The sequence below is a fragment of the Streptomyces sp. NBC_01214 genome, assembly GCF_026340975.1.
Classification (GTDB): Bacteria; Actinomycetota; Actinomycetes; order Streptomycetales; family Streptomycetaceae; genus Streptomyces.
Map to the genome: position 1 here is coordinate 1518806 of NZ_JAPEOS010000003.1, position 21675 is coordinate 1540480.

At 73.3% G+C, this 21675-nt stretch carries 19 protein-coding genes and 1 pseudogene; 8 read left to right on the top strand and 12 right to left on the bottom strand.

The window, feature by feature from the left end:
- Positions 1 to 51 precede the first annotated feature (51 nt).
- The 5 genes and pseudogenes from OG594_RS43295 to OG594_RS43310 all read left to right on the top strand — a co-directional run bounded on the left by OG594_RS43295 (position 52) and on the right by OG594_RS43310 (position 4373).
- Positions 52 to 576, top strand: coding sequence for a GNAT family N-acetyltransferase (locus tag OG594_RS43295; protein ID WP_266607926.1), 525 nt, complete (start codon positions 52 to 54; stop codon positions 574 to 576).
- 86 nt (positions 577 to 662) lie between these two features.
- Positions 663 to 1454 (top strand): class I SAM-dependent methyltransferase, encoded by a 792-nt coding sequence (locus OG594_RS43300; protein WP_266607928.1) that lies wholly within the window; start codon positions 663 to 665, stop codon positions 1452 to 1454.
- 72 nt (positions 1455 to 1526) lie between these two features.
- A complete protein-coding gene (locus OG594_RS43305) occupies positions 1527 to 1931 on the top strand; it encodes a DUF4440 domain-containing protein (protein WP_266607929.1) in 405 nt (134 codons plus the stop codon).
- A gap of 251 nt (positions 1932 to 2182) precedes the next feature.
- Positions 2183 to 2683: pseudogene (locus tag OG594_RS47455) on the top strand (BTAD domain-containing putative transcriptional regulator); the annotation flags it as partial.
- A 385-nt stretch (positions 2684 to 3068) separates the two neighbouring features.
- Positions 3069 to 4373 (top strand): hypothetical protein, encoded by a 1305-nt coding sequence (locus tag OG594_RS43310; RefSeq protein WP_266607931.1) that lies wholly within the window; start codon positions 3069 to 3071, stop codon positions 4371 to 4373.
- Between the two features lie 11 nt (positions 4374 to 4384).
- Here the strand turns inward: OG594_RS43310 and OG594_RS43315 are convergent, their stop codons facing one another.
- From OG594_RS43315 to OG594_RS43325, 3 genes are read right to left on the bottom strand one after another with little or no spacing between them, the layout of a single operon-like run.
- Positions 4385 to 5353 carry a nucleotidyl transferase AbiEii/AbiGii toxin family protein gene (locus OG594_RS43315; RefSeq protein WP_266607933.1) on the bottom strand — a complete coding sequence of 323 codons (969 nt, stop codon included), beginning with the start codon at positions 5351 to 5353 and terminating at the stop codon, positions 4385 to 4387.
- Positions 5354 to 5406: 53 nt separating this feature from the next.
- Positions 5407 to 6351 carry a hypothetical protein gene (locus OG594_RS43320; protein ID WP_266607934.1) on the bottom strand — a complete coding sequence of 315 codons (945 nt, stop codon included), beginning with the start codon at positions 6349 to 6351 and terminating at the stop codon, positions 5407 to 5409.
- A gap of 48 nt (positions 6352 to 6399) precedes the next feature.
- Entirely contained in the window at positions 6400 to 9603 is a 3204-nt protein-coding gene (locus OG594_RS43325) for an amidohydrolase family protein (protein WP_266607935.1), read from the bottom strand.
- Between the two features lie 167 nt (positions 9604 to 9770).
- Between OG594_RS43325 and OG594_RS43330 the strand changes: the two genes are divergently transcribed.
- Positions 9771 to 10676: an aminoglycoside phosphotransferase family protein gene (locus OG594_RS43330; protein ID WP_266607937.1), complete on the top strand. Its 906-nt coding sequence runs from the start codon at positions 9771 to 9773 to the stop codon at positions 10674 to 10676.
- Between the two features lie 57 nt (positions 10677 to 10733).
- Here the strand turns inward: OG594_RS43330 and OG594_RS43335 are convergent, their stop codons facing one another.
- Positions 10734 to 11264: a hypothetical protein gene (locus OG594_RS43335; RefSeq protein WP_266607938.1), complete on the bottom strand. Its 531-nt coding sequence runs from the start codon at positions 11262 to 11264 to the stop codon at positions 10734 to 10736.
- A gap of 142 nt (positions 11265 to 11406) precedes the next feature.
- Complete coding sequence (locus tag OG594_RS43340; RefSeq protein WP_266607939.1) at positions 11407 to 12069, bottom strand: sigma-70 family RNA polymerase sigma factor; 663 nt, start codon at positions 12067 to 12069, stop codon at positions 11407 to 11409.
- A gap of 78 nt (positions 12070 to 12147) precedes the next feature.
- Between OG594_RS43340 and OG594_RS43345 the strand changes: the two genes are divergently transcribed.
- On the top strand, positions 12148 to 12975 hold the full coding sequence (locus OG594_RS43345) for an alpha/beta fold hydrolase (protein ID WP_266608869.1): 828 nt from the start codon (positions 12148 to 12150) through the stop codon (positions 12973 to 12975).
- A gap of 138 nt (positions 12976 to 13113) precedes the next feature.
- Here the strand turns inward: OG594_RS43345 and OG594_RS43350 are convergent, their stop codons facing one another.
- The 5 genes from OG594_RS43350 to OG594_RS43370 all read right to left on the bottom strand — a co-directional run bounded on the left by OG594_RS43350 (position 13114) and on the right by OG594_RS43370 (position 18255).
- Positions 13114 to 14298 (bottom strand): cytochrome P450, encoded by a 1185-nt coding sequence (locus OG594_RS43350; protein ID WP_266607941.1) that lies wholly within the window; start codon positions 14296 to 14298, stop codon positions 13114 to 13116.
- On the bottom strand, positions 14288 to 15028 hold the full coding sequence (locus OG594_RS43355) for a tRNA-dependent cyclodipeptide synthase (protein ID WP_266607942.1): 741 nt from the start codon (positions 15026 to 15028) through the stop codon (positions 14288 to 14290). Before OG594_RS43355 ends, OG594_RS43350 begins: the two co-directional genes overlap by 11 nt.
- A 307-nt stretch (positions 15029 to 15335) precedes the next feature.
- Positions 15336 to 16601, bottom strand: coding sequence for a serine hydrolase (locus OG594_RS43360; RefSeq protein ID WP_266607943.1), 1266 nt, complete (start codon positions 16599 to 16601; stop codon positions 15336 to 15338).
- 99 nt (positions 16602 to 16700) lie between these two features.
- Positions 16701 to 17573, bottom strand: coding sequence for a PhzF family phenazine biosynthesis protein (locus tag OG594_RS43365; RefSeq protein ID WP_266607945.1), 873 nt, complete (start codon positions 17571 to 17573; stop codon positions 16701 to 16703).
- A 424-nt stretch (positions 17574 to 17997) separates the two neighbouring features.
- Positions 17998 to 18255, bottom strand: coding sequence for a hypothetical protein (locus OG594_RS43370; RefSeq protein ID WP_266607947.1), 258 nt, complete (start codon positions 18253 to 18255; stop codon positions 17998 to 18000).
- 111 nt (positions 18256 to 18366) lie between these two features.
- Here OG594_RS43370 and OG594_RS43375 point away from each other — a divergent pair, with 111 nt between their 5' ends.
- On the top strand, positions 18367 to 19392 hold the full coding sequence (locus tag OG594_RS43375) for a TAXI family TRAP transporter solute-binding subunit (RefSeq protein ID WP_266607949.1): 1026 nt from the start codon (positions 18367 to 18369) through the stop codon (positions 19390 to 19392).
- 4 nt (positions 19393 to 19396) lie between these two features.
- Here the strand turns inward: OG594_RS43375 and OG594_RS43380 are convergent, their stop codons facing one another.
- Together OG594_RS43380 and OG594_RS43385 are read right to left on the bottom strand one after the other, a co-directional pair.
- Positions 19397 to 20833: a HAMP domain-containing sensor histidine kinase gene (locus OG594_RS43380; RefSeq protein ID WP_266607951.1), complete on the bottom strand. Its 1437-nt coding sequence runs from the start codon at positions 20831 to 20833 to the stop codon at positions 19397 to 19399.
- On the bottom strand, positions 20830 to 21576 hold the full coding sequence (locus OG594_RS43385; protein ID WP_266607953.1) for a response regulator transcription factor: 747 nt from the start codon (positions 21574 to 21576) through the stop codon (positions 20830 to 20832). Before OG594_RS43385 ends, OG594_RS43380 begins: the two co-directional genes overlap by 4 nt.
- Between the last annotated feature and the right edge of the window lie 99 nt (positions 21577 to 21675).

The following is a 21675-nucleotide window of genomic DNA, read 5'->3' on the forward strand; positions in this document are numbered from 1 at the left end:
TACGGATCTTGCTGCACGAACCCGGCCCGGCCGACTGTTATCGTCCGAGGTATGCCCGAGCTCATAGCCCCCACCCCCCACCTGCACGCTTCCTGGCTCGCCGCGCAGCGGGAATGGGGACCGGACGCCCACCTGGACGGCGCCGGGCTCGGCTCCGACGACGACGTGGACACCCCGGAGGGCTTCGCGGCCTGGGCGGAGCGACTGCGCAGGCAGTCGGACCGCACCCTGCCGGTCGACCACGGCCGGGTCCACGCGACGTACTGGTGGATCGCCGAGGGCGACACGTACTTGGGCGCGATCGACCTGCGGCACTACCTGAACGGCTTCCTCCTCGACGCGGGCGGCCACATCGGCTACAGCGTCAGGCCCTCGGCGCGCCGTCGGGGGCTGGCCACCTGGGCCCTGGCGGCGGTCCTGCACGAGGCGCGCGTCCTGGGGATGGACCGGGTCCTGCTGACCTGCGACCCGGACAACGAGGCGTCGGTCCGCACGATCGAGGGCAACGGCGGGGTGCTGGAGGACGTCCGCGAAACCCTGATCGGCCCCAAGCGGCGCTACTGGATCGACCTCTAGAGGGGCGTCTTGCCGATCATGGCGGGCTCGCGGCGGCCCCGTGTCGTTCCGCTGCCGTACGTCCGCGGTGGGTCGATAGTGGGACGGTGAGCGAGAAGCCGGAGGGACCCGGGCCCGGCGGTGCCCAAGACGGCACCGCCTGGTCCGGACGTGAAGGGGCGCGGGCATTCGCGGCGGTGGAGGCGGCCACGGACTGGCTGCTCGGGTATCCGTTCGTCTTCCGGGCCCTGGCCCGCCGGATCGGTGCCGGCGAGGTCCTGGTGGACTACGGGTGCGGGCCGGGCAAGGTGGCCGACGCGGCGGCCCGGCAGCTGGGGGCGAGGGTGCTGGCGGTGGACACCTCCCCGCAGATGCTGGCGCTGGCCCGCGGCTCGGCGACCGCGGTGGCCGAGTACCACCTGGTCGAGGCCGGACGCGTGACCGGCCTGCCGGACGGCTGCGCCGACGCGGTGATGTGCAACCACGTACTCGCCTCGCTGCCGACCGAGGAGGCCGTGCTCGGCGTGTTCACCGAGATCCGCCGGCTCCTGCGCCCGGGCGCCCCGTTCGTACTGCTGGCCACCGATCCCGCGTGCAGCGGAACGGAGTACGCCTCGCTGCGCATCGGCGACCCGGGCGGGGCGTACGGGCCGGGCGAGGAGCTGACCGTACGGCTCCGGCGCACGGACGGAACCTGGCAGGACGTACGCAACCACGCGTGGCCCGTCGCGGTCCTCCCGCCCCTGCTGGAGCGCGCGGGATTCCGGGACGTCGTCCAGCACCGGCCCACCGTCGACGAGGCACTGTCCGTGGCCGACGCGGACTTCGCGGCCGGTCGCGCGTGGTCGGCGGAGCGGGCGCGACCGCCGCTGGTGATCACGACAGCGCTCGCGGCCTGATCGGACGGACCGCAGCGATCCCGATGCGGCCCGTCCGCCGCGCAGGATGCACCCCGGTGTTAAGGTCGCGCCATGTCGTCCAAGGTCGAAATAGACGTGGTGACCGCGGAGTTCTTCGGCGCCTTCGACAACCGGGGCGGCAAGGCCGCCGATCTGGACCGGATCCGTCGACTGGTCCTGCCGGGCGGAGTGATCACCATGACCGGCCCGCAGTTCACGGTCTGGACCGTGGACGAATTCATCGAGCCGCGCCGCGTGTTGCTGGCCGCCGGCGGACGACTGGCCGAGTTCTCCGAGTGGGAGACCTCCGAACGGACCGAGATCGCCGGCGACATCGCGTCGCGGTTTGGCGAGTACCGCAAGTCCGGGCTCCTGGACGGCAAGCCGTTCGAGGGGGCGGGCACCAAGACCATCCAGTTCGTCCGCACCCCGGACGGCTGGCGGATCGCGGCCTTCGCCTGGTACGACCAGCCCTGATCACAGCCGGCCGGCAGCCCCGGCCCCGGCCCACCGCGGGCCGCCGGTCGCAAGGCGCGTTCGAACGCAGGGCCGTTGGTACATTGGGCCGATCATGGTGCGCGTGGGAGTTCTCGGTCCGCCGGACGTCCCGGTCGGTGGGGAGTCCGTAGTGATCGGACAGCGACGGCAGTGGACCGTCCTGTGCCCCTTCCTCGCGGCCCGCGGACGGAGCGTACCCGCCGACCGGCTCATCGAGGCCGTATGGACCGATGCCCGCCGGCCACGCCGCGCACGTCCCTGCACTCCTACGTCTCCAACCTGCTGGGCGCCCTGGAACCGGCCCGGCCGGCCCGTACCGCGCCCCAGGTCCTGGTCAGCAGCCCGCAGGGCCCGGTAGCTCCCGCCCCCGGAGGCGAGCCCACTGCTCGACGAGGCGCTCGGACTGTGGCGGGGAGAGGGAGGCCTACGGTGAGTGGGGGCCGCACCCGTGGGCGGGCGCCGAGATCGTACGTCTCGACGAACTGCGGCTGATGGCACAGGAACTGGCGAGGGAGCGCGGCCTCGGCGCGGGCCGGCCCCACGACGTCGTACCGGCCGGGCAGGCGCACGTACGCCGTCATCCGCTGCGCGAAGAGGGCTGGCGGCTCCTCGCCCCCGGCCTGTGGGCGACCGGCCGCCAGGGGGACGCGCTGTCCGCGCTGCGGCGCGCGGCGGCCGTCTGCGTCGAAGAGCTCGGGCTGGATCCCGGTACCCGGCTGGTCGAGCTGGAACGGGCGCTCCTCTCCCGGGACCCGAAGGTGCTGTCGACCGCGGTCCCGTCGCCCGGGCCGGGCGGCGCCGTCGCGCTCCTCGAACCGCCCGCCGCCGCCGAGCCGAGCGTGCCCGCGCACCCTGCAGCGCGGCCGGCGCAGACGCGTTCCGCCCCACCCCTTCGTCGGGCGCGAGCGCGAGCTGGACGTACTGGAGCGGGCGGCGCGCGCCGGCATGCACGGTGGGGCCCTGGCCTCCACCTCCCTGCGGGCACGGGACCGGACGGCCTACGGGGCTCCCCGGGTAACCGTGCGGCACCGCATGCCAAGTCGATGCCGAGCCGGTGTCAACGCCCCGGAGCCATCATGGACCGGCACCCATCACTTTCCAAGGAGAGTCCTCAGCATGGCCCTCATCTGCGGTCACGACGCGCCCGCCTACGGTCTGCCCGTGTGCGAACACATCCGCTCCGCGACCGCGGCACCGATCGACCACTACCTCCACTACACCGGCCGGGGCTTGGAGCGGAAGCGCATCTGCGGGACGTGCCGTGACGAGCCCGCCACCGTCCGCGCCGCGGCCGTCTGCGAGGACTGCTTCGACGCGACCGAGGGCGGCTCGCTCGGTGTCGTCGGGGACCCGGAGAATCTGGACGCAGCCGGGCCCGTACGCGGCTTGGTGGAGACTGCTGCGCTGCCCGACGAGGCCGGAACGGTGGTGGACATCGCGCCCACCGGCCACGGGATCCTGTTGCTGTGCGACGACGGAAGGATCCTGCGCTGGGACACCGACGCAGGGCGCTGCACCGAGGTCGCCCGCAGCACGGTCACCGTACCGACGGGCGAGGAGCCGTGGTGCGACCGCGCCCAGACCCTCCGGCTGCACGCCTCGCGCGACGGCGCCTTCGCCGCCGTCGTCATCGACTACGGCCGCACGGGGGAGGTCATAGACCTCTCCACCGGCCGCGTCACCGTCCGGCTGGAGAACGACGGCTACCACAGCAACACGGTGCCCTTCTCCCTGGCGTTCACCGAACACGCCGGACGTGCCGTCGTCCTGCACCGCCGCAGCTGGAGCCTCATCGAAGCCACGGACCCCGCGACGGGCGCCCAGGTCGCCCGCATGCCCGCGGTGGAGGACGACTCCTCGGTCTGGTCGGGTCACTTCCACGGAGCCCTGCACCCCAGCCCGGCAGGCACCAGGATCGCGTCGGACGCCTGGGTGTGGCACCCGCTCGGCCGGCCCGTCGCCTGGAACTTGGACCAGTGGCTCACCGAAGGCGAACAGGCCTGGGCCGGGGACATCGGCTGGGCCGGCCTTCCGGCCTGTGCGTACTACTGGGACCGCTCCGTCGTGTGGCTCGACGAGGACCGCCTGGTCCTGGAAGGCCTGGGCGACGACGACGTGGAACTGGCGCCCGGGGCGCGCGTCTTCGACCTCGGCCGCCGCGAAGCGGGCGGACCCGGGGGAACCGGGGAGCCCGCCGAGATCGCGGCCTTCGGCGGGCCCAAGGGCCGCTTCTTCGCCGCGGACGGGCTGCTGTTCTCCTCCTCCGAGTCCGGGTTCGAGATCTGGAACCCCACCACGGGGACCCGCCTCGGGGCCCTCGCCGGATTCCGCCCCACGCACCACGATCACGCCCGGGGCGAGCTGATCGAACTCTCCACCATCGGGCTGCGCCGCTGGCGGACCGCCGACGCCGACGCCTGACCGACCGGCCCCTATCGGCCAGTCGGAGCCGGGGCCGGGGCCGGCGCCGGGGCCAGCGCGGTGCCGAGTCGGGCGAGCCAGTCGGCGGCAGAGCCACGCACCCCGGGGTGGGCCGCGCAGAAGCGCTGCCACGCCCGCTCGTCCAGCCGCACGCCGGCCAGGCGCGGGGGCTCCGGGAGGGGCCGCTCCCGGCAGACCTCCGCCAGCAGCACGGCGTCATACAGGTCCTTGCACTGCGGACCGTCCTCGGCCGCGGCGTCCGCCACCAGCCACCGCAGCTTCCAGGCCAGCGACAGTTCGCGGCTCGCCGTCCGGGCCACCGTGACCCCGCCGTCGCCGCGCGGCACGGCCGTCCAGACGGGTGCCTCGGGCAGCCGCTCATCACGGGAGAAGTCCAATTGCGCCACCCCCACCGGGCCGGAGTCCGCCCGCCACGGGATCAGGATCCTGATCCCGGCGGGCCCGACCTCGCCGTTCGTGTACGCGTAGGCCCACGTACCGTCCCGGCGCGCCCCGTCCGCGTCCAGCAGGACGCCCGCGGCGGCCCGCGGGCGGGCACGGACCCGTTCCAGCAGGTCCTCGTACGGCGGGAAATCCGCCGGTTCCGGCTCCGGTTGCCAGACCAGGCCATCCGGCGGGACGTTCGCGCGCAGCCCCCGCGTCTCGAACTCCTCCTCCCCGTCCGCCCAGATCTCGTAGCGGGCCGCACCGTCGGCGGCCTCCGGCCACTGCTGCACGGTGTCGTACGCCGGGACGTACGGGTGGGGGTCCCGCTGATCGACGGGGACCGGCGATGGTGGCGGCACGACGAAGTCGAGGTCACCGGGTGGCCGGGCCCGGCCACCGACCCACGCGGGCATGACCATGCTGCCGCGTAGGACCAGGTCGTCGCCCCACGCGGATTCCGATATCAGCCGCAGGAGATGGTCGAGGGCGGCGCGGCCGGGCCCTGCCGTCGCCGTCCGGTCGTTCACCGTCATGCGGCGACTGTAGGGGCGACCACTGACAGGGCCGGCCGGGCCTCAGCGACGGCTCATTGGATCAGGCTGGTGTGCGGGTGCTCCGGAGACTCCGGGCAGACGTACAGCTGGAGGTGGTCCCCCTTGGAGACCTGCACCTCGGGCGGGTTCGACTCGAGCTCGCCGCCCTGCTGGGCGACGGACTGGTCCTCGTACGGGATCCAATTGTGGGTGCCGCTGTCCCATTCGCCCGAGCAGATGGTCAGCAGCGGGACCATGCCGGCGTCACAGGCGGAGCAGAACCGGGCGACGGGATCGGTGAGGCCCCACGGGGCCCAGCCGCCGACCTTCCAGCCGGGGGCGAGGGACAAGTGGCTGTCGTAGAACGACTCCGGGTGGGGAGCGTGGGAGCTGTCCACTCCGGATCCGGCCGCCTGCCACCGGCTCCAGTCCCGGAGCTGCTCGCGCAACTCCGGCTTCAGTTCCAGGGGGTTGGGGTACTCGGCGATCTGCTCGGGCGCGAGCACGCACGGACGCGGCACGTACTCTTCGTACTCCACCGCGAACGGCCCGGGCGGCGCGGCGAGGACGTCGGTGACCTCGGCGGAAGACCGCCAGAACAGTGCGGTCGGAGGCTTGAGATCCGGCTCGTGCTCGAAGGGACACCACAGCACCTGGAGCAGGTCAGCCTGCCCCGGAGGCCGCAGCAGGGGTATGTCGCGCACGTACAGCTGGGCCACGGTCACCATGGGGTTGGGACCCGGGCGCCACTCGATGTCCGAACTGACGTTCACCCCGTACGCCTCGTACATCTGATCCACCTGGTCGTGCGGCTCGTGACAGTACGGCCACGGTTCGTCGGCGGGCCACAGCAGCGGCCCGCCGACCGAACTGTCGTGCGCCGACGGAGAACCGGCGCGGGGGTGCAAGCGGACGGCCGGGCGTGCCAGCGGGGCCAGTTGAGGAAACAGCGCGGTGACCTCGACCGGTCGCCGGGGGGTGGTGAAGGTGACGTTCATGAGGTCGATGCTGCCAGCAACCTCTGACAACGGGCCCGTTCGAAACGCCTAGACGTGCGGCGTGCAGCAGCCGTCGCGCAGCATCTGGTGCAGTACCGCGCGCCAGTCGGCCGGGTCCGGGGCCGGGGCCGAGGGCTCGGCGGACGGTGCGAAGGCACGCTCCAGGGCCGGGCGTTCACGCAGGTTCCCGCCGCGGACGGTCGACCGTACGCGGACCAGGTCGTCGAAGTCGGTGAACGGATCGCCGTCGACCAGGGTGAGGTCGGCGATCCGGCCGGGCTCGACCGTGCCGAGCCGGTCCGCGACGCCGAACATCCGGGCCGGGGCCGAGGTCACCGTCGTCAGGGCCTCCGCAGGCGTCAGGCCGTACCGGTGCAGGGCCCGCAGGGAGAGGTGGAGGTGGAGGCCCACCGGGGTGAGCGGCGCGTCGGTGCCCAGCGCGAGCTGCCCGCCGCCTTCGATGACGCGGTGGTAGACGCCGACCTCCCGCTCCAGCGCCGCGCTCTGCTCCGCGCTCGGCGGCCCGGCGGCCGCGGCCCGGACGGCCGCCACGTCCCACGGCGGCATCAGGGACGTCACCCGCGGGTCGTCGGCGAGCGCCGGATCGGCGCCGATCAGGGGGAGGGCCGTGAACGGGGTGGCGATCAGGCCGAAACCGCCGCGCGCGTAGACCTCCAGGGTGTCCTGGTACGTGTGCCCCCGCGGGGTGGCGCCGTGCCCGTACTCGGCCCGCTCGGTCGCCACCAGGTGCGTGGTCAGGTCCTGGCCGGACCGGATGCCGGGGGCGCACAGGTGGGAGCCGGCCAGGACACCGAGCCGTTCGTGCGCGAAGCGGGCCGCCTCGGCCATGTACGGGTACGGCGCCCGTACGTACGTCTTGACGAAGTCCCAATCCAGCGCGGCGGCCCGGGCCAGCGAGCGGGCGAACCCGGCGCGCGTGCGGTGGGCGCGCCCCATGCTGTAGGCGACCCGCGAGCCGTCGAGGAGCTCCCCGCCCGCCAGCAGCCGGGGTGCGGCGAGCAGGCCGGCCCGGATGTCCTCGCGCAGCCGGGCCTGTTCGTAGGCGGAGCCGCCGAGCGACACGACGGTCGTGACCCCGTACGCGAGGTGCAGGCCGCCCTGGCGCGCCCCGTAGGTGTAGGGGTACGGATGGACGTGCGCGTCCCACAGGCCGGGCAGGACCGTGCCGTCGGAGCAGTCCACGGTGCGGGTGGCGCGGCGGCCCGGTCGGTGCGGTTCGACGGCGGTGATCCGGCCGCCGCTGATCAGGACGTCGACGTCGGCGCGGGGCGGGGAGCCGGTGGCGTCCCACAGCAGTCCCGCGTGCACGACGGTGTCGACGGGTGCGGGGCGCCGGTAGTTCAGGGAGACGGGTACGGTCCGGGGCGCTCCGGCCGGTGCGCCGGCCGCGTCGAGGGCGAGCAGGCGCAGCCGGGCGCAGGACTGGTAGAGCAGGGTGCGGGAATCGGCGGACCACGAAGGGTGGTCGGCGGGCTCGTCGGTCAGGCGCCGGGCCGGTCCGGTCGGGGCGCCGTCGGGGCCGACGGGCAGCAGCCACAGGGCCGACTCGCTGACGCAGGCCAGGAAGCGGCCGTCGGGGGACCAGACCGGGCCGGAGGCGTAGCGGTCCGCGAGCGAGGCGTGCGGGGCCAGCGCGTGCAGGCGGTCGGTCCCGGTGGCGGTGTCGACGATCCGGATGAGGTTGTAGCCCTCGCGGAAGCGCCGGCTGAGCCGGTTGCGGTCGCAGAGGGCGAGGTGGCGGCCGTCGGGCGACCAGCTGGGCGCGCCGGGCAGACCGCCGCCGCCGAGGGCCGCGACCAGGGGGGTCTCGGTCCCGGTCGTAAGATCGCGGACGAGGAGCTGCCCGGAGAGGTCGAGGGCGGCGAGCCTCGTGCCGTCCGGCGACAGGGCCCCGTAGACGCGGCCGCCCGCGGCCAGGACGCTCTCCCTGCCGCTGTCCAGTTCCCGGCGGCGCACGGTGTTCAGGCCGTCGCGGTCGTCGGTGTAGACCAGCGCGCGGCCGTCCGGGCTCCATACCGGTCCCTGGACGTACGCCGTGACGGGGGCCTGGACGATCTTGCGGGGCGCGCCGCCGGAGACGGGCGCGACCCACAGCGCGTTCAGTGCGGCGAAGGCGACGCGGCGGCCGTCGGGGGAGAGGGCCGGCAGGTGGATGCCCCGGACGGGAAGGCTCCGTTCGGCCTCCAGGACGTACTCCTTGACCCGGTAGCGGGGCCGGGACACTTCGAGGGTGGCGTCGAGGGGGATCTCGCGGCCGCCGGCGCCGTCGGCGCCTGCGTCCCGGTGGGGGCGGACCACCCGGAACCGCCCGTCGAGGGTGATCAGCAGCCGGTCGTCGCCGATCCAGCGCGGGGGAGCGGGTGCGAGATCACCGTCGAGGGGGACCTGACGGCCGTCGGCGAAGAGGGAGAGGGTCTCGGCCTTGCGGGGGCCGGGAGCCGCGGACAGCCAGGCGGTGCGTCCGGCCGGGGAGAGCGCGGGAGCCAGCAGCCTGCCGTCGGTGACGGTGTGCTCGACCCGGACCGGCCCCCCGGCACCGGGTTCCGCGGCCACGGAGGCGATGGTCCGGGAGGTCAAGGTTTCCCCGGTGGGCGTGCCGCGTACGAACAGGACGCGCGAGCCGTCCGGCGACCACACCGGGTCGAAGTCCTCCCACTCCCCGTCCTGGCCGGGGCCGTCCTGCCCGGGCAGGCCCGTCAGCCGGCGCGGGGGGCCGCCGGTCACGGTGACGGTCCAGATCCGGTACGGGCTCCCGGCCACTGGATCCCCGCCGCGTTCGGAACAGAAGGCGAGGGTGCGGCCGTCGGGCGACCAGGCGGGCGCGCGGTGGTCGAACGAGCCGTCGGTGAGCGGGCGCAGGCCGGAGCCGTCAGCGTTCATCACCCAGATGTGGAAGGTGCCGCCCCGGTAGGCGCTCATCGCCACCTGGTTTCCGTCGGGGGAGAACACCGGGCGGCCGGGTTCCAGATCGGGCGGGGTCAGCGGGGTCGCGGGCGAACCGTCCGGGGGCAGCGACCAGAGAACGCCCTGGACCTCGGCGACGACCCGCTCCCCGGTGGCGGAGGCGGTGGCCGCTCCGTTGGTCGCCCGGGTGAAGCGCAGTCTGACCGGGTCCTCAGCGGCGCCGCCCGCGCCGGACGCCGCCAGGGACGCGCGGCCGAGCAGTGCCGTCAGGGCGCCCGCCGATGCCGCCTGCAGTACGGTCCTTCGCGCAACTCGCAACCCGACCACTCGCCCCGTCCGTCGATGACTGCCCCGAATGTCCCGTCAGCCACGCAAACGATCACACCCCCGGTCGGGCAACGGTGCGGCGCGCGCGTGCGGATGCGGGTTGCGGTGCCGGTGCGGTGGGGAAAAGGGTTTGACCCCGTGGGCGGTCGGCGATCGGATGGTGGTCCATGACCACCGCACCGATGCATCCCGACGCACACCCCGTCGACGAAGACCTCGTACGCCGCCTGATCGCCGGGCAGTTCCCCCAGTGGGCCGGGCTGACCGTGGAGCGGCTGCCGTCGGGCGGCACGGTCAACGGGATGTACCGGCTGGGCGACGGCATGGTCGTACGGCTGCCGATGTTGGCGGGCGGGGCCGAGGACGTGCCGATGGAACGGGAATGGCTGCCCCGCCTCGCGCCCCGGCTGCCGACGGCCGTCCCCGAAGTCCTCGGGGCCGGGGAGCCCGCGCAGGGCTACCCGTGGTCGTGGTCGGTGTACCGGTGGCTGACGGGCGAGAACCCCGAGGCCGGGGCGGTGCAGGAGCCCGTGGCGCTGGCCCGTGACCTGGCGGCCTTCGTGGCGGCCATGCGGAGCATCACCCTGCCGGGGGCACCGAAGGCCTACCGCGGGGGGCCGCTCGCCTCCCTCGATGCGGCGACCCGGGCGGCGATCGAGCAACTGCGGGGGATCCCGGCGGAGGGCGTCGACTGCGACGCAGTGGCCGCCGTATGGGAGGACGCGCTGCGGGCCCCGGAGTGGAACGGGCCGCCGGTATGGCTGCACGCCGATCTGATGCCGGGCAACCTCCTGGTGGACGGGGGGAGGCTGACCTCGGTCATCGACTTCGGGTGCGCGGGGGTGGGAGACCCTGCCTGCGATCTGTTCCCCGCATGGAACCTGCTGCCGGCCGGTGCCAGGACGGTCTTCCGCGAAGAGCTCGGCGTGGACGACGCGACCTGGCGCCGCGGCCGGGGGAGGACGCTCTCGCAGGCGCTGATCGCGCTGCCCTACTACCGCACGACGAACGCGGCGATGGCGGCCAACGCCCGGCACGTGATCCGGGCCGTGCTGGGAGAGGACCGACGGTGAGGCCGGGCCGGGCCCGGCGGAGGTGCGCCGGGCCCGGCGTCCGGCGGCCGGGTGCGCTCAGGAACTGGCCGCGGAGGTGCAGGCCGCGCTACCGCCGCAGAAGGTGACGTCCCAGTGGTTGCCCTCCCGGGCGTAGACGTTGCCCGCGGCCGACCGGTAGCGGGCGGCCCCGTCGCCGCGGTCGGCGATCCGGGTGAAGCTGCCGGTGACGTAGTTGCTGACACAGCTGGTCGGACTGAAATCGATCTTGTAGCCGTTCCAGTGGCTGTAGGTGCCCGAGGCGTGTCCCACCTCGGTGCCGCCCGTGATCGTGAGGGCGCAGCGGCTCGCGTTGCGCAGGGTGATGACGTCGCTGATGGTGGCGGCGTTGACCTGCTCCAGCGAGGTACAGGTGCTGTTGTTCCGGTTGCTGCAACCACCGCTGGAGGACAGGCCGATGCCGCCCGTCGCGTTCAGCTGGCTCACCGCCGACGCATGGCTGAGCTTCGCCGGGGCGGCGTGCGCGGTGCCGGGAACGAGCAGGGCGACGAGGGCCGCAGTGGTGCCGACGAAGGTGGTGGCGAGGGTGCCGCCGACTCGCATGCGCATGAGGGTCTTCTCCTTCTCCGGATCGGTGTGCTGACAACACCCACTTCAGCAGCGGGAGTCGGGCCCGCGCAGGCCGAGCGGCACATCTGTCCGGTACGGGACGGTCGGCCGCGCGTTCGTCCGGGTGGCGCGGGCGGAACGATCAGTGCTCGCCGCCCGGGAGCCGCTCGTCCGGAGGCCGCTCGTCCTGGAGCCGGTCGCGCTGCACCTGGTGGGCGAGGGTGCGGCGTACCGAGGCCGAAACCGTCACCGGCGTGCCGGCCGTCGCCTTCGGCGGGACGTCGAGAGCGCGGCTGATCTCGTCGTACGCGGCCCGGAACGCCGCGGGCAGCTCCGCGCGACGGAGCGTCAGGTCCGCTTCGACGAGGCGCCGCAGTTCGTCGACGGTCCGGGGCGTGAAGCGCTTCCGGCCCCGGGCGAGGGCGTCGACGCAGCGGGTGCAGCGCGCGGCGTCGAGGGTCTCGGCGACCGCCTCCGCGAGTCCCCACAGGCGCCCTTCGAGCCATGGGGTGTCGTACTGGTCGAGGTCGAGCCCCATCGGTGGCGCGGGGTCGTCGAGCGCGTGCTTCGCCACCTGCTTGGACACGGCGGGCTGACTCATGTCGGCGATCCGGGCGATCGTGTCCTGGGTCCAGCCGAAGCCGGCGAACAGCTTGATCATCTCGGCGCGCAGCTTCCGCATCTCCTCACCCGCGCGGATGACCTCGTTCATGCCGGCGAGCATCCGCACGGCCTGTTCCTCGGTCAGCGCGCCGGGTGTCCGCTGCGCACGCTCCGCATGCTCCGCACTCTCTCGGTCTGCCACGACTCGGTTATACACCGGGGCCCACCAAGCATCATAACCAGGTTGTATAACCAGGTTATGACTGGCAGGATCCGCGGCATGCCCACCTTCACCGCACCTGACGGAACCCGGCTCGCCTACCGCATCCACGGGAGCGGCGACCCGGTCGTCTGCGTCCCGGGCGGCCCCGCGGACTCCACCTACCTCGGCGACCTCGGGGGCCTGTCCGCGCACCGCCGGCTGATCGCCTTGGACCTGCGCGGCACCGGCCGGTCCGCGGTCCCCGAGGACACTTCCTCCTATCGCTGCGACCGCCTCGTCGAGGACCTCGAGGCCCTGCGCGAGCACCTCGGACGCGCCCGGATCGACCTGCTCGCCCACTCGGCCGGGGCGAACCTCGCCACGCAGTACGCGGCCCGGTACCCGGACCGGGTCCGCCGGCTCGCCCTGATCACCCCCGGCACCCGGGCCGTCGGCGTGGTCATCACCGGGGAGGACCGGCGGGGGCTCGCGCGGCTGCGGAAGGACGAGCCGTGGTTCCCCGAGGCGTTCGCGGCGCTGGAGGCGATCACCGGGGGCACCGGCAGCGACTGGGATGCCATCAGCCCCTTCTTCCACGGCCGGTGGGACGCCGCGGCCCGGCAGCACCAGGCGGCGGCCCGCCCGGACAACACGGAGGCCGTCACCCTCTTCGCGGCCGACGGCGCCTTCGACCCGCGGGCCACGCGCGCCGCGCTCACCACCTGGAGGGGCCCCGTGCTGCTGCTCGCAGGGGAGTTCGACCTGAACAGCCCCCCTCGGTCGGTGGCCGAGGTCGCCGAGCTGATCCCGGGCGCCACCCTCGTCGTACAGCGGGGCGCGGGCCACTACCCGTGGCTCGACGACGCCGACCGGTTCGTGGCGACCACCGCGACGTTCCTGGCCTAACGAGGCAATACACCTAGGCCGTCCGCGCGCCCGCGCCCGGGGCGGTTCGGGTCGGGCGGGCAGGGGGACGGCCCCGGCCGGATTCCCCCCGGCCGGGGCCGTCATCGGGCAGGCGCGTCGTCCCGCGCGCCCGCGCGATCACCAGAGCACGGGCAGACGCTCCGGGATGCGCTTCATGAAGCGGGTGCGCCACACGAGCTGGTCGACCGGCACGGCGAGGGCCAGGTGGGGCATCTTCTCCAGGAGCACCTCGATGGCGATCTCGGTGTGCCGCTTGCCGAGCGCGGTGGCCGGGCAGTAGTGCTGTCCGCCGCCGAACGAGAGGTGCGTGCCGGCGTTCGGCCGGTCGATGTCCGCGACGTGCGGGTCGGGGTACACGTCCGGGTCGGTGTTGGCGGCCTCGACCAGGACGAGCAGCAGCTCGCCCTTCTTCACCTCGACGTCGCCGAGGGTGACGTCCTCCAGCGCGAGTCGGGGCAGGCCGTCGGCGATCGACAGGTTGATGCGCAGGAGTTCGTCCACCGCGGCCGGGATCTTCTCCGGTTCCTTGCGCAGCCGCTCCCACATCTCGGGGTTCTGGAGGAGGGAGAAGATCGCCATGGTCAGGAAGCCCATGGTGGAGATGACCCCCGCGCCGAACAGCGTGACGCCCACGGTGGCGAGCATCTCGTCCGTCAGGTGGTCGTAGTCGGGGTCGTTGCGCAGGGCGGCGAGCTCGGCGATCAGGCCGGTGGTGGTGGGGTCGTCGAGGCGCTCCACCATGTAGGCGATGTCGCGGTCCCAGTTGAGCTTGGCGCCGGTGACCGGGCAGGCCGAGTTCATGAACGCGATGTCGAGGCTGGCCGCCAGGCGCGGAGCGTCGGACTCGGGGATGCCGAGGATGCGGCAGTGCAGGTTCTCGGCGTACGGGTTGGTGAACTGGCCGCGCAGGTCGACCGGCGCCCCGTGGCTCAGGAGACCGTCGACCAGGCTGGTGGCCTGGGCGCGCATCCAGTCGGTGAGCCCGTCCGTCTTCGGGTTGATCGCCTTGAGGACGGCCTTGCGCAGTCCCGCGCCGGTGATGTTGCCCATGTTGTTGACGACCTCGGGCGGGATCGTCAGCGCGTACTGGCGGGGCGCACCGGGGGCCGAGGTGTCCTTCAGGCTGAACCGGGGATCTTCGAGGACCTGCTTGGCCAGCGGATAGGAGGAGACGAGCCAGGCTTCGTCCCCGGCTATCGTGCGCACCCGCTTCACCGGTTCGGCGCGCAGCTCCTCGACCTCGGGCGGGAGCTGGTCGCCGCGCGCGGAGAAGGGGAAGTCGAGCAGGGTGTCAGTGGACATCGGGAGCTCCTTCGGCGGGGGTGATGACGGCGTGACCCTGGTTGCGCGAGGCGCGCAGGCCCGAGCCGCGTGAGTAGAGCAGTTCCGCCATGGGCAGGAGCTGGTGGTAGCAATTGAGGGAGGACGGCACGCCGAGGATGGCCGGCGTGTCGAGGAAGAGCGGCATTTCGGCGCAGACGTACTCCAGGCACACGTCGCGCTGCCGTGTGGTGGCGGCCTTCCCGTTCAGGACCTTGGACGAGAGGAACGCGTCGACCAGCGCGTTGCTGGTCCTGCGGAACTCCGGGTCGGTGTCCAGCAGCGTGGTCAGGTGACCGTGGAGCGCCCGGTAGGCCGGGATGTCGGTGAGGGACGACATCGGGCGGGCGCGGAGGCGGGTGCCGGTGGGATCGGCCTCTGCGGCGGCGTTGTTCACCTTGGCGCGGACGCCGCGCAGGTTCTTCACCGCCTTCCGTCGCGCTTCGTCCTCGCCGTAGCCGAGCGCCTCGTACATCTCGGCCACGTGCATGTCGGTGTAGATGAGGTCGACCTGCTCGAAGTTGCGCAGGCCCCAGTGGGCAAGGTCATTGACGCGTTGGGCCGAGAAGTAGCTGTTCCCCGGGGAAATGCCTATGACGGCGTGATCGCCTTCGGTGCTGATCACCTGGCAATGCGGGGTGTACGGCCGGACTGTGAAGACTTCGGTTGCTGTCGTCAACAGGGGTCGGGTCCTTTGCGCCGCTAGTCCCATGGGGCCCTGTGCCCCGGGTGTGGCGGCGACGTGAGGGAAAGCTACCCGAACTGTGAGCGACGTTCCATGTCTTCTGGGTAGTAACTCATCTGTCGGACAACACAGTTGACCCGGGCACCTTTTGAGCATGGCCGATCCGGCCCTGGCGGCGGCCTGTTGACCGCGTTTCACCAGGTGTTTCCGGAACGGTCACCCGTGTGAAATCGGTCGGCCGATCGGAATTTCTCCCGGCCGATTCTGTCCGGGATTCGACGCTGATGGACCGTCAAGGTCCGCTTGAACTCCGGGCCGGTCGTGCGTGCGGCCGTCAGCCGGTCTTGGGCGCGACCGGTTTGTGACCGGGATAGACGTGGTCGGGGGTGACGATGCTGGTGACCGCCTCGCCGAAGAGCGTGCTGGGCTCCTGGCCCTTGTACTGGCTGTCGGTGTTCAAGACGATGACCATCGTCGCCCGCGCCGACGGCAGGTAGACGGGCAGGACCTCGTATCCGGGGATGGAGCCGTTGTGGCCGATCCAGCCCTGGACGTCGAAGATGCCCAGTCCGTAGCCGGCACCCGGAATGTCCATCGGGGTGGTCTTCAGGCGCTCCGCCTGGGTCGCGGGCTTCAGCAGCGTGCCGGTGGCGAGGGTACGGGCCCAGCTGCGCAGGTCCTGGAGGTCGGAGACCATCTCTCCGGCGGCCCAGGCCCAGGACGGGTTCCAGCGGGTCGAGTCCTCGACCTTGCCCGAGGCCGTCTGGTCGGTGTAGCCGTGCGCGTAGGGCACCGGTAGGGCCGGGCTCGTCGGGAAGACCGTGCTGCGGAGCCCGGCCGGTCCCAGGACGTCCTTGGCGATCACGTCGTGGAGCGGCCGGCCGGTGATCTTCTCCACCACCAGGCCGAGCAGGATCAGGTTGGTGTTGCTGTACTCGAACTCCGCGCCCGGCTCGAACTGCACGGGGTGCTTGAAGGAGTAGTCGAGCAACTGCCGCGGCGCGACGTACTTTTCCGGATGGGCCTGGAGCTGCGTGATGAAGTCCCCGTCCATGCTGTAGTTGAAGAGTCCGCTGCGCATGCCCGCCAGTTCCCGCAAGGTGATGCGGTCACCGTTCGGAACCCCCGTGACGTAGGCGCCGATGTGGTCGTCCAGGCCCACCTTCCCCTGGTCGACCAGCTGGAGCAGGGCGGTGACCGTGAACGTCTTGGTCTCACTGCCGATGCGCACGTGGAGGTCGGGAGCCATCGGCGCGCCGGTCGCCTTGTTCGCCACGCCGAAGGACCGTACGTAGCTCCCCTTGCCGGGGGCCCACAGCCCGACCGTCACACCCGGCACCTGAGCCTCGCGCATGACCTGACGCACGGCCGCGTCCAGTTGCGCCGCCACGGCCGGTGTGAGCGGTGTGAAGCCCGTACCGGTGTCCGGGGAAGGGGGCGGGGGAGGGGTGGGAGTGGGAGTGGCGGCGGCCACGGAGGCGGGAGCGGAGCGCCCGGGAAGGGCCGTCCCGGCTGCGGAGCCCGCGGCCGGCGCGAGGAGCGCTCCTGTTGCGGCGGCGGCCGCACAGGCCCGGCGCAGCCGGAGGTGGGTTGGCTTCACGGCATGGTCTCCTGCCGTCCGAGGGCCCCGGGCAACACCCTCAGGCTAGGTCCACGGGCCCCCGGTCGCGAGGTGGGCCCGTCCCGCCGCCGGAGGGCCTCAGGGCGGCGGGAGCTCGCGCAGGCGCCCCTCCCCGACCAGGGCGACACCGCCGCCGACGCGTACCGAGCGGATGTCCCGGCCGTGGCCGTCGGCGCTGACGGTCATCGCGCTGGGGCGCCCGGTGAAGCGGCCCTGATGCAGCAGGCCCGGCTCCCCGGCGCCGATCCGGCCGTGGCTGCGCAGGTAGGCGGCGGCGCACCCCGCACCGCTGCCGGTGGCGACGTCCTCGAGGATCCCGTCGTTGTTCCAGTGCCTGCCCTCCATGGCCGCGGCGTCCAGCAGGTAGGCGAACTCGGCGCCGAGGCGGGCCAGGGGTGCGTCGAGCGGTTGCGTGACGCGGGCGCGGGCGAGCGCGCCGCCGCGGACGGGGAGCACCAGGTAGCGCAGGCCCGTGGAGACCACCTCCGGGGGCAGGCTGGGGTCCAGGTCACCGGGGTCGAGGGCGAAGAGGGCGGCCAGGCCGTCGGGGTCGGGGCGGCCGAGGAAGGCGGCCGCGCCCTGGTCGAGGAGGCTCGCGTACAGGCCGGGGCCCCGGCGCTCGGTCGCGACGTCCACCGGACGGTCGGGCAGGCGCAGGGTCCAGGCCTCGTGGTCGGCCGCACCGTGGAGGGCGTGCAGGACGGCGGCGGCGCCGATGAGCGGGTGCCCGGCGAAGTCCAGCTCCCCCGCGAGGTCGAAGACGCGCGCCCGCCACGAGCGCGGCCGCCCGGGCGAGCCGTCGCGCATGAGGAAGACGGACTCGAAGTGCCGCAGTTCCTGGGTGATGGTCCGCATCTGGGCGCCGGTCAGCGGATCGGCCTCGGGGAACACGGCGAGGCTGTTGCCGCTGTACGGGCGGTCGGTGAACACGTCGACGTGGTGGTAGCGCATGGCGGCGACGCTACCGGGGGATGCCCGGCAGGCCGGGTCCGTACGGGGCGGTCACCGGCCCGGCGCGGAGGGCAGGGCGATCCCGTGCCGGCCGCGCAGGCGCCGTACCGCTCACTCCGAGAGCGCGGTCACCGACAGCGGGCCACCGAGCACGTCCTCCACGTACTCGGCCAGGAGGAGTACTCGCATTCCACCGTCCAGGACGGGAGGAAGGCAGTCGCCGCGCCGCCGTGCTCCGTCCTCCGGCTCCCGAATGCCGTACTGGTCCCGCCTACTTGTTCTCGCTCCACCGGTAACGGGTGCGCCCCGTACGTCCCGTGGGGTACATGGGGACCGCCGCGAACGTCGAACACCAACTAGGGGGCGTCGGAACCGCCGGCCGATGTGGTGAGGTTTTCGACACGGCGATTGTGGCGGCGGCGTGTCAGTTCCGTGGAGGGCAGTACCGCTGCCAAGAAGACGGCGAGGCCGCCCATAGCGGCAGCACGTTGTTGAGCAGCACCAGGCTCACGCCCAACACGAACCCGTAGGTGATTTCGATCCAGAACGGAACGATTCCGTGGTTGAGGAACGTCGGGAGAATGTACCGATCTCGGCAGCCGGTCTTTGATAGGTATCGGATGTAGATGACGCTGGCGAACGCCGCGATGGCAGCGGCGCCCATGACCATCGCGATGCGCAAGAGTTTCTCCTGTTCGATCCTGAGGAATTGGCTCTGCCAGGGAAAAGGATGGGAAAGGACAGGGCATGGCCCGAACTCCCGTGGCTTGACATCTGGGCCTAGGCTTCCGGCGTGACCAGCTCAGAAATGACCCGGCGACGGGTGATGGGTTTCGGCCTCGGTGCCCTTGCGGCGTTGCCGGCCGGCTGCTCGGGGGATTCCGGACCGGTACGGCGACTGCGGCTCGCGACCGGTCCCGAGGGTGGACCGTACAACGCGTTCGGGCAGGCCCTCGCGCGGGCCGTTGCCACGAGCGGCCGCCGGATCGAGATCGTCCCGGTGAGCACCGCGGCCAGCGTGAACAACCTGCGGAAGTTGGACGAGGGCTCCGTCGAGCTGGCCCTGGCGATGGCGGACGTGGCCGAGGACGCAGTGCTGGGGCGGGAGCCGTTCCTCCGGCCGGCCGCAGCGACTGCCCTGGCCAGGGTCTACGTGAACTACACGCACCTGGTCGTCCCGGCCGACGGGCCGGTGCGCTCGGTGCGGGATCTCGCCGGGCGCCCGGTCGCGGCGGGCGCGGCAGGCTCCGGGGTACAGGTCGTCGCGGAACGGGTCCTGCGGGCGGCCGGGCTGAGCGGTGCACCCGCACCGGCATCCACACCGGCACCGGCATCCACACCGGCACCGGCATCCACACCGGCGCCCGCGGCGGACGAGCGACAGCTGGGCCTCGCCGCCTCCGTGAGCGCCCTGCGCGAGGGCTCGGTCGACGCGCTGTTCTGGTCCGGCGGGGTGCCCACACCGGCCCTGGCGGACCTGGCGCGCGAGCTGCCGCTGCGGTTCCTGCCGCTCGACGCACACGTCGGTGCGCTGCGTGAGCGCCACGGCCCCGTCTACACGGAGGTCACGCTGCCGGCCGGCGTGTACGGGCTGACGGAGCCGGTGGGAACCATCGGCGTCGGCAACTACCTCCTGGCACGGACCGACGTACCGCAGGGCGCGGTAGGTGACCTGCTCCAGGTGGTGTTCGAGCGGTGGCGCGACCTGCTGCGGGAGGTGACGGCGGGGGCCCGGCTGGAGCCCCGCTTCGCCATCTCCACCGGCGAGGTCCCGCTCCACCCGGGAGCGGCCGCCCACTACCGCTCGGTGTACGGCTGAGACCTCACGCGGGAGGAGGGGACGGGAGCCGGAGCTCGGCCACCAGGCCGTGCGGCTCGTTGCCGCGGACGTCGAGCCGGCCGCCGCTGATCCGGGCGATCTCGTCGGCGATGGCCAGCCCCAGGCCGCTGCCGGGGACGTTCTGGTGCTCCGGGGAGCGTGCGAAACGGCGCAACAGCAGCGGCAGTTGCTCGTGCGGCACCCCCGGGCCGTCGTCCGCGACCCGTACGACGGCGTCGGCGCTCCCGTCCGCCGCGCGGCCGGCGCACACCTCGACGCGGCCGCCACGCGGGACGAACTTCACGGCGTTGTCGAGGAGCGCGTCGAGGATCCGGCCCGCCGCGTCGGGCAGGGCGCGCGCCGGCAGCCCCCCGGCGAGGCCGGTGGCGACGAGCTCCACCCCAGCGGCGCGGAAGACCGGGGTCCAGGCCGTCACCCGGTCCCGTACCGCCCGCGACACGTCTTCGTCGCCCAGCTCCGCCGTGCCCGACTCCACACGGGCGAGCGCCAGGAGGCCGTCGAGCAGCTCCTCCAGGCGCTCCGCCTCGTCCAGCGCACGGCCGTGCTCGGCCAGGCCCGGCCCGGGTGCGATGTGCGGCTCGACGTTCTCCAGCTGCAGCACCAGGGTGGCCAGCGGATTGCGCAGCTGGTGGGAGGCATCCGCGACGAAGTCGCGCTGTCGGCCGATGGAGTCGGCCATCGCCTCCGCCATGGTGTTGAAGTGCTGCCGCAGACGGCGCAGTTCCGGCGGACCGGTGTCGGACACGGCCCGCGCCTGCAGGCTGCCGGCGGTCAGCCGCCCGACCGCCCGGTCCAGGTCCAGTACCGGGCGCATCAGCCAGCGCGTGATCCCGGCCGCGACCAGTGCGGCTGCCGCGAAGGCGCCGAACGCACCGGCCGCGATGAGCGACCAGCGCACGGCCACGTCCCGGCGGGCGGCCCCGGTGGGCACGGCCATCAGGACCGCCCCGCTCACCCGCTCGTCCCGGCCCACCGGCTCGGCCAGCACGACGGTGCGCGGTCCCCAGGGGCGAAGGGTGGGCAGCCGGTCGGTCGAGCGGCCGGTGAGGGCGCGGCGACGGGACTCCGTCCCTTCGGAGGAGCCGCCCTCGGGGGAATCGGCGTCGGTGGCCGCGTTCGTGGCCGCCCTGGCCGCCGGTCCGGTCCCGGCCCGGGCCACCGTCGCCCCCGCGGAGTCGACCACGACCACTCCGGCCCCGTACAGCTGGGCGTAGCGGCCGATCTCGGCCGAGAGCTCCGCCCGGTCGGCGGCGGTACGCATCCGGTCGGCGAGGTCGGCGAACCGTACGGCCTCCGAACGCCGTTGCAGGAGCAGGTGCTCGGTGCGCCCGCGCGCGTAGGCGTCGGCCAGGGGGACGCAGAGCAGCAGCGCCGCCGCCCCCATGAGCACCATCAGCACCGCCAGCAGCCTGCGCCTCACCGCTCGCCGCCCCGCACGTCGGGGGCGGGGTCGGCGCCCGGGGGCGGGGCTGGGACCGGGGCCGGGGCCGGCAAGCCGAGCTGGTAGCCGAACCCCCGGACCGTACGCACCAGGCCCGAGCGCCCGGTCTTGGCGCGGATGCCCGCCACATGGACGTCCAGGGAGCGGGAGGCCGCGAGGAAGGCGTCACCCCAGATCCGGTCCAGGATCACCTCGCGGGAATGCACCTCGTCCGGGCGGGCGGCCAGGAAGGCGAGGACGTCGAACTCGCGTCGGGTGAGGCGCACCGCGGCGCCCGCCACCGTGACGGTGCGACCCGCGAGGTCCACCTCGACATCGCCGGTGCGCACGGGCCGGGACCCGGTCGGGGCGGGGTCCCGGCCCGGGGGTGGATCCGTCCGGCGCCGCACGGAGTCGATGCGGGCCATCAGCTCGGCCATCCGGAACGGCTTGACCACGTAGTCGTCGGCTCCCGCCCGCAGCCCCTGGACGATGTCCCGCTCCTCGCAGCGCGCGGTCACCACGATCAGCGGCGCGTCGCAGACGGTGCGCAGCCGCCGCAGCAGCTCCAGCCCGTCGAGGTCGGGAAGGCCCAGGTCGAGCAGGACGAACTCGGCTTCGCGGACGTGCCGCAGGGCGTCCAGGGCGCGCCCGACCCGGCGGACGGTGTGCCCGCGCTGGGCGAGGGCCGTGCCCAGGGCCTGGGCCATGCGGTCGTCGTCCTCGACGAGAAGCGCGTGCATAGACAGTCCCTCACGACCTGTGACCGGAGCCCCGTGTACCGGAGCCCCGACGTGCCGGAGCACCGACGTGCCGGCGCCCCGTGACCCGGCGCAGCAGCT

Excerpts from the sequence above, each read along its gene's own strand:
- OG594_RS43305 (WP_266607929.1), top strand. The coding sequence starts at position 1,527 with ATGTCGTCCAAGGTCGAAATAGACGTGGTGACCGCGGAGTTCTTCGGC.
- OG594_RS43365 (WP_266607945.1), bottom strand. The coding sequence starts at position 17,573 with ATGCGCTACCACCACGTCGACGTGTTCACCGACCGCCCGTACAGCGGC.
- OG594_RS43330 (WP_266607937.1), top strand. The coding sequence starts at position 9,771 with ATGACCACCGCACCGATGCATCCCGACGCACACCCCGTCGACGAAGAC.
- OG594_RS43310 (WP_266607931.1), top strand. The coding sequence starts at position 3,069 with ATGGCCCTCATCTGCGGTCACGACGCGCCCGCCTACGGTCTGCCCGTG.
- OG594_RS43315 (WP_266607933.1), bottom strand. The coding sequence starts at position 5,353 with ATGACGGTGAACGACCGGACGGCGACGGCAGGGCCCGGCCGCGCCGCC.
- OG594_RS43320 (WP_266607934.1), bottom strand. The coding sequence starts at position 6,351 with ATGAACGTCACCTTCACCACCCCCCGGCGACCGGTCGAGGTCACCGCG.
- OG594_RS43345 (WP_266608869.1), top strand. The coding sequence starts at position 12,148 with ATGCCCACCTTCACCGCACCTGACGGAACCCGGCTCGCCTACCGCATC.
- OG594_RS43350 (WP_266607941.1), bottom strand. The coding sequence starts at position 14,298 with ATGTCCACTGACACCCTGCTCGACTTCCCCTTCTCCGCGCGCGGCGAC.
- OG594_RS43385 (WP_266607953.1), bottom strand. The coding sequence starts at position 21,576 with ATGCACGCGCTTCTCGTCGAGGACGACGACCGCATGGCCCAGGCCCTG.
- OG594_RS43295 (WP_266607926.1), top strand. The coding sequence starts at position 52 with ATGCCCGAGCTCATAGCCCCCACCCCCCACCTGCACGCTTCCTGGCTC.
- OG594_RS43335 (WP_266607938.1), bottom strand. The coding sequence starts at position 11,264 with ATGCGCATGCGAGTCGGCGGCACCCTCGCCACCACCTTCGTCGGCACC.
- OG594_RS43355 (WP_266607942.1), bottom strand. The coding sequence starts at position 15,028 with ATGGGACTAGCGGCGCAAAGGACCCGACCCCTGTTGACGACAGCAACC.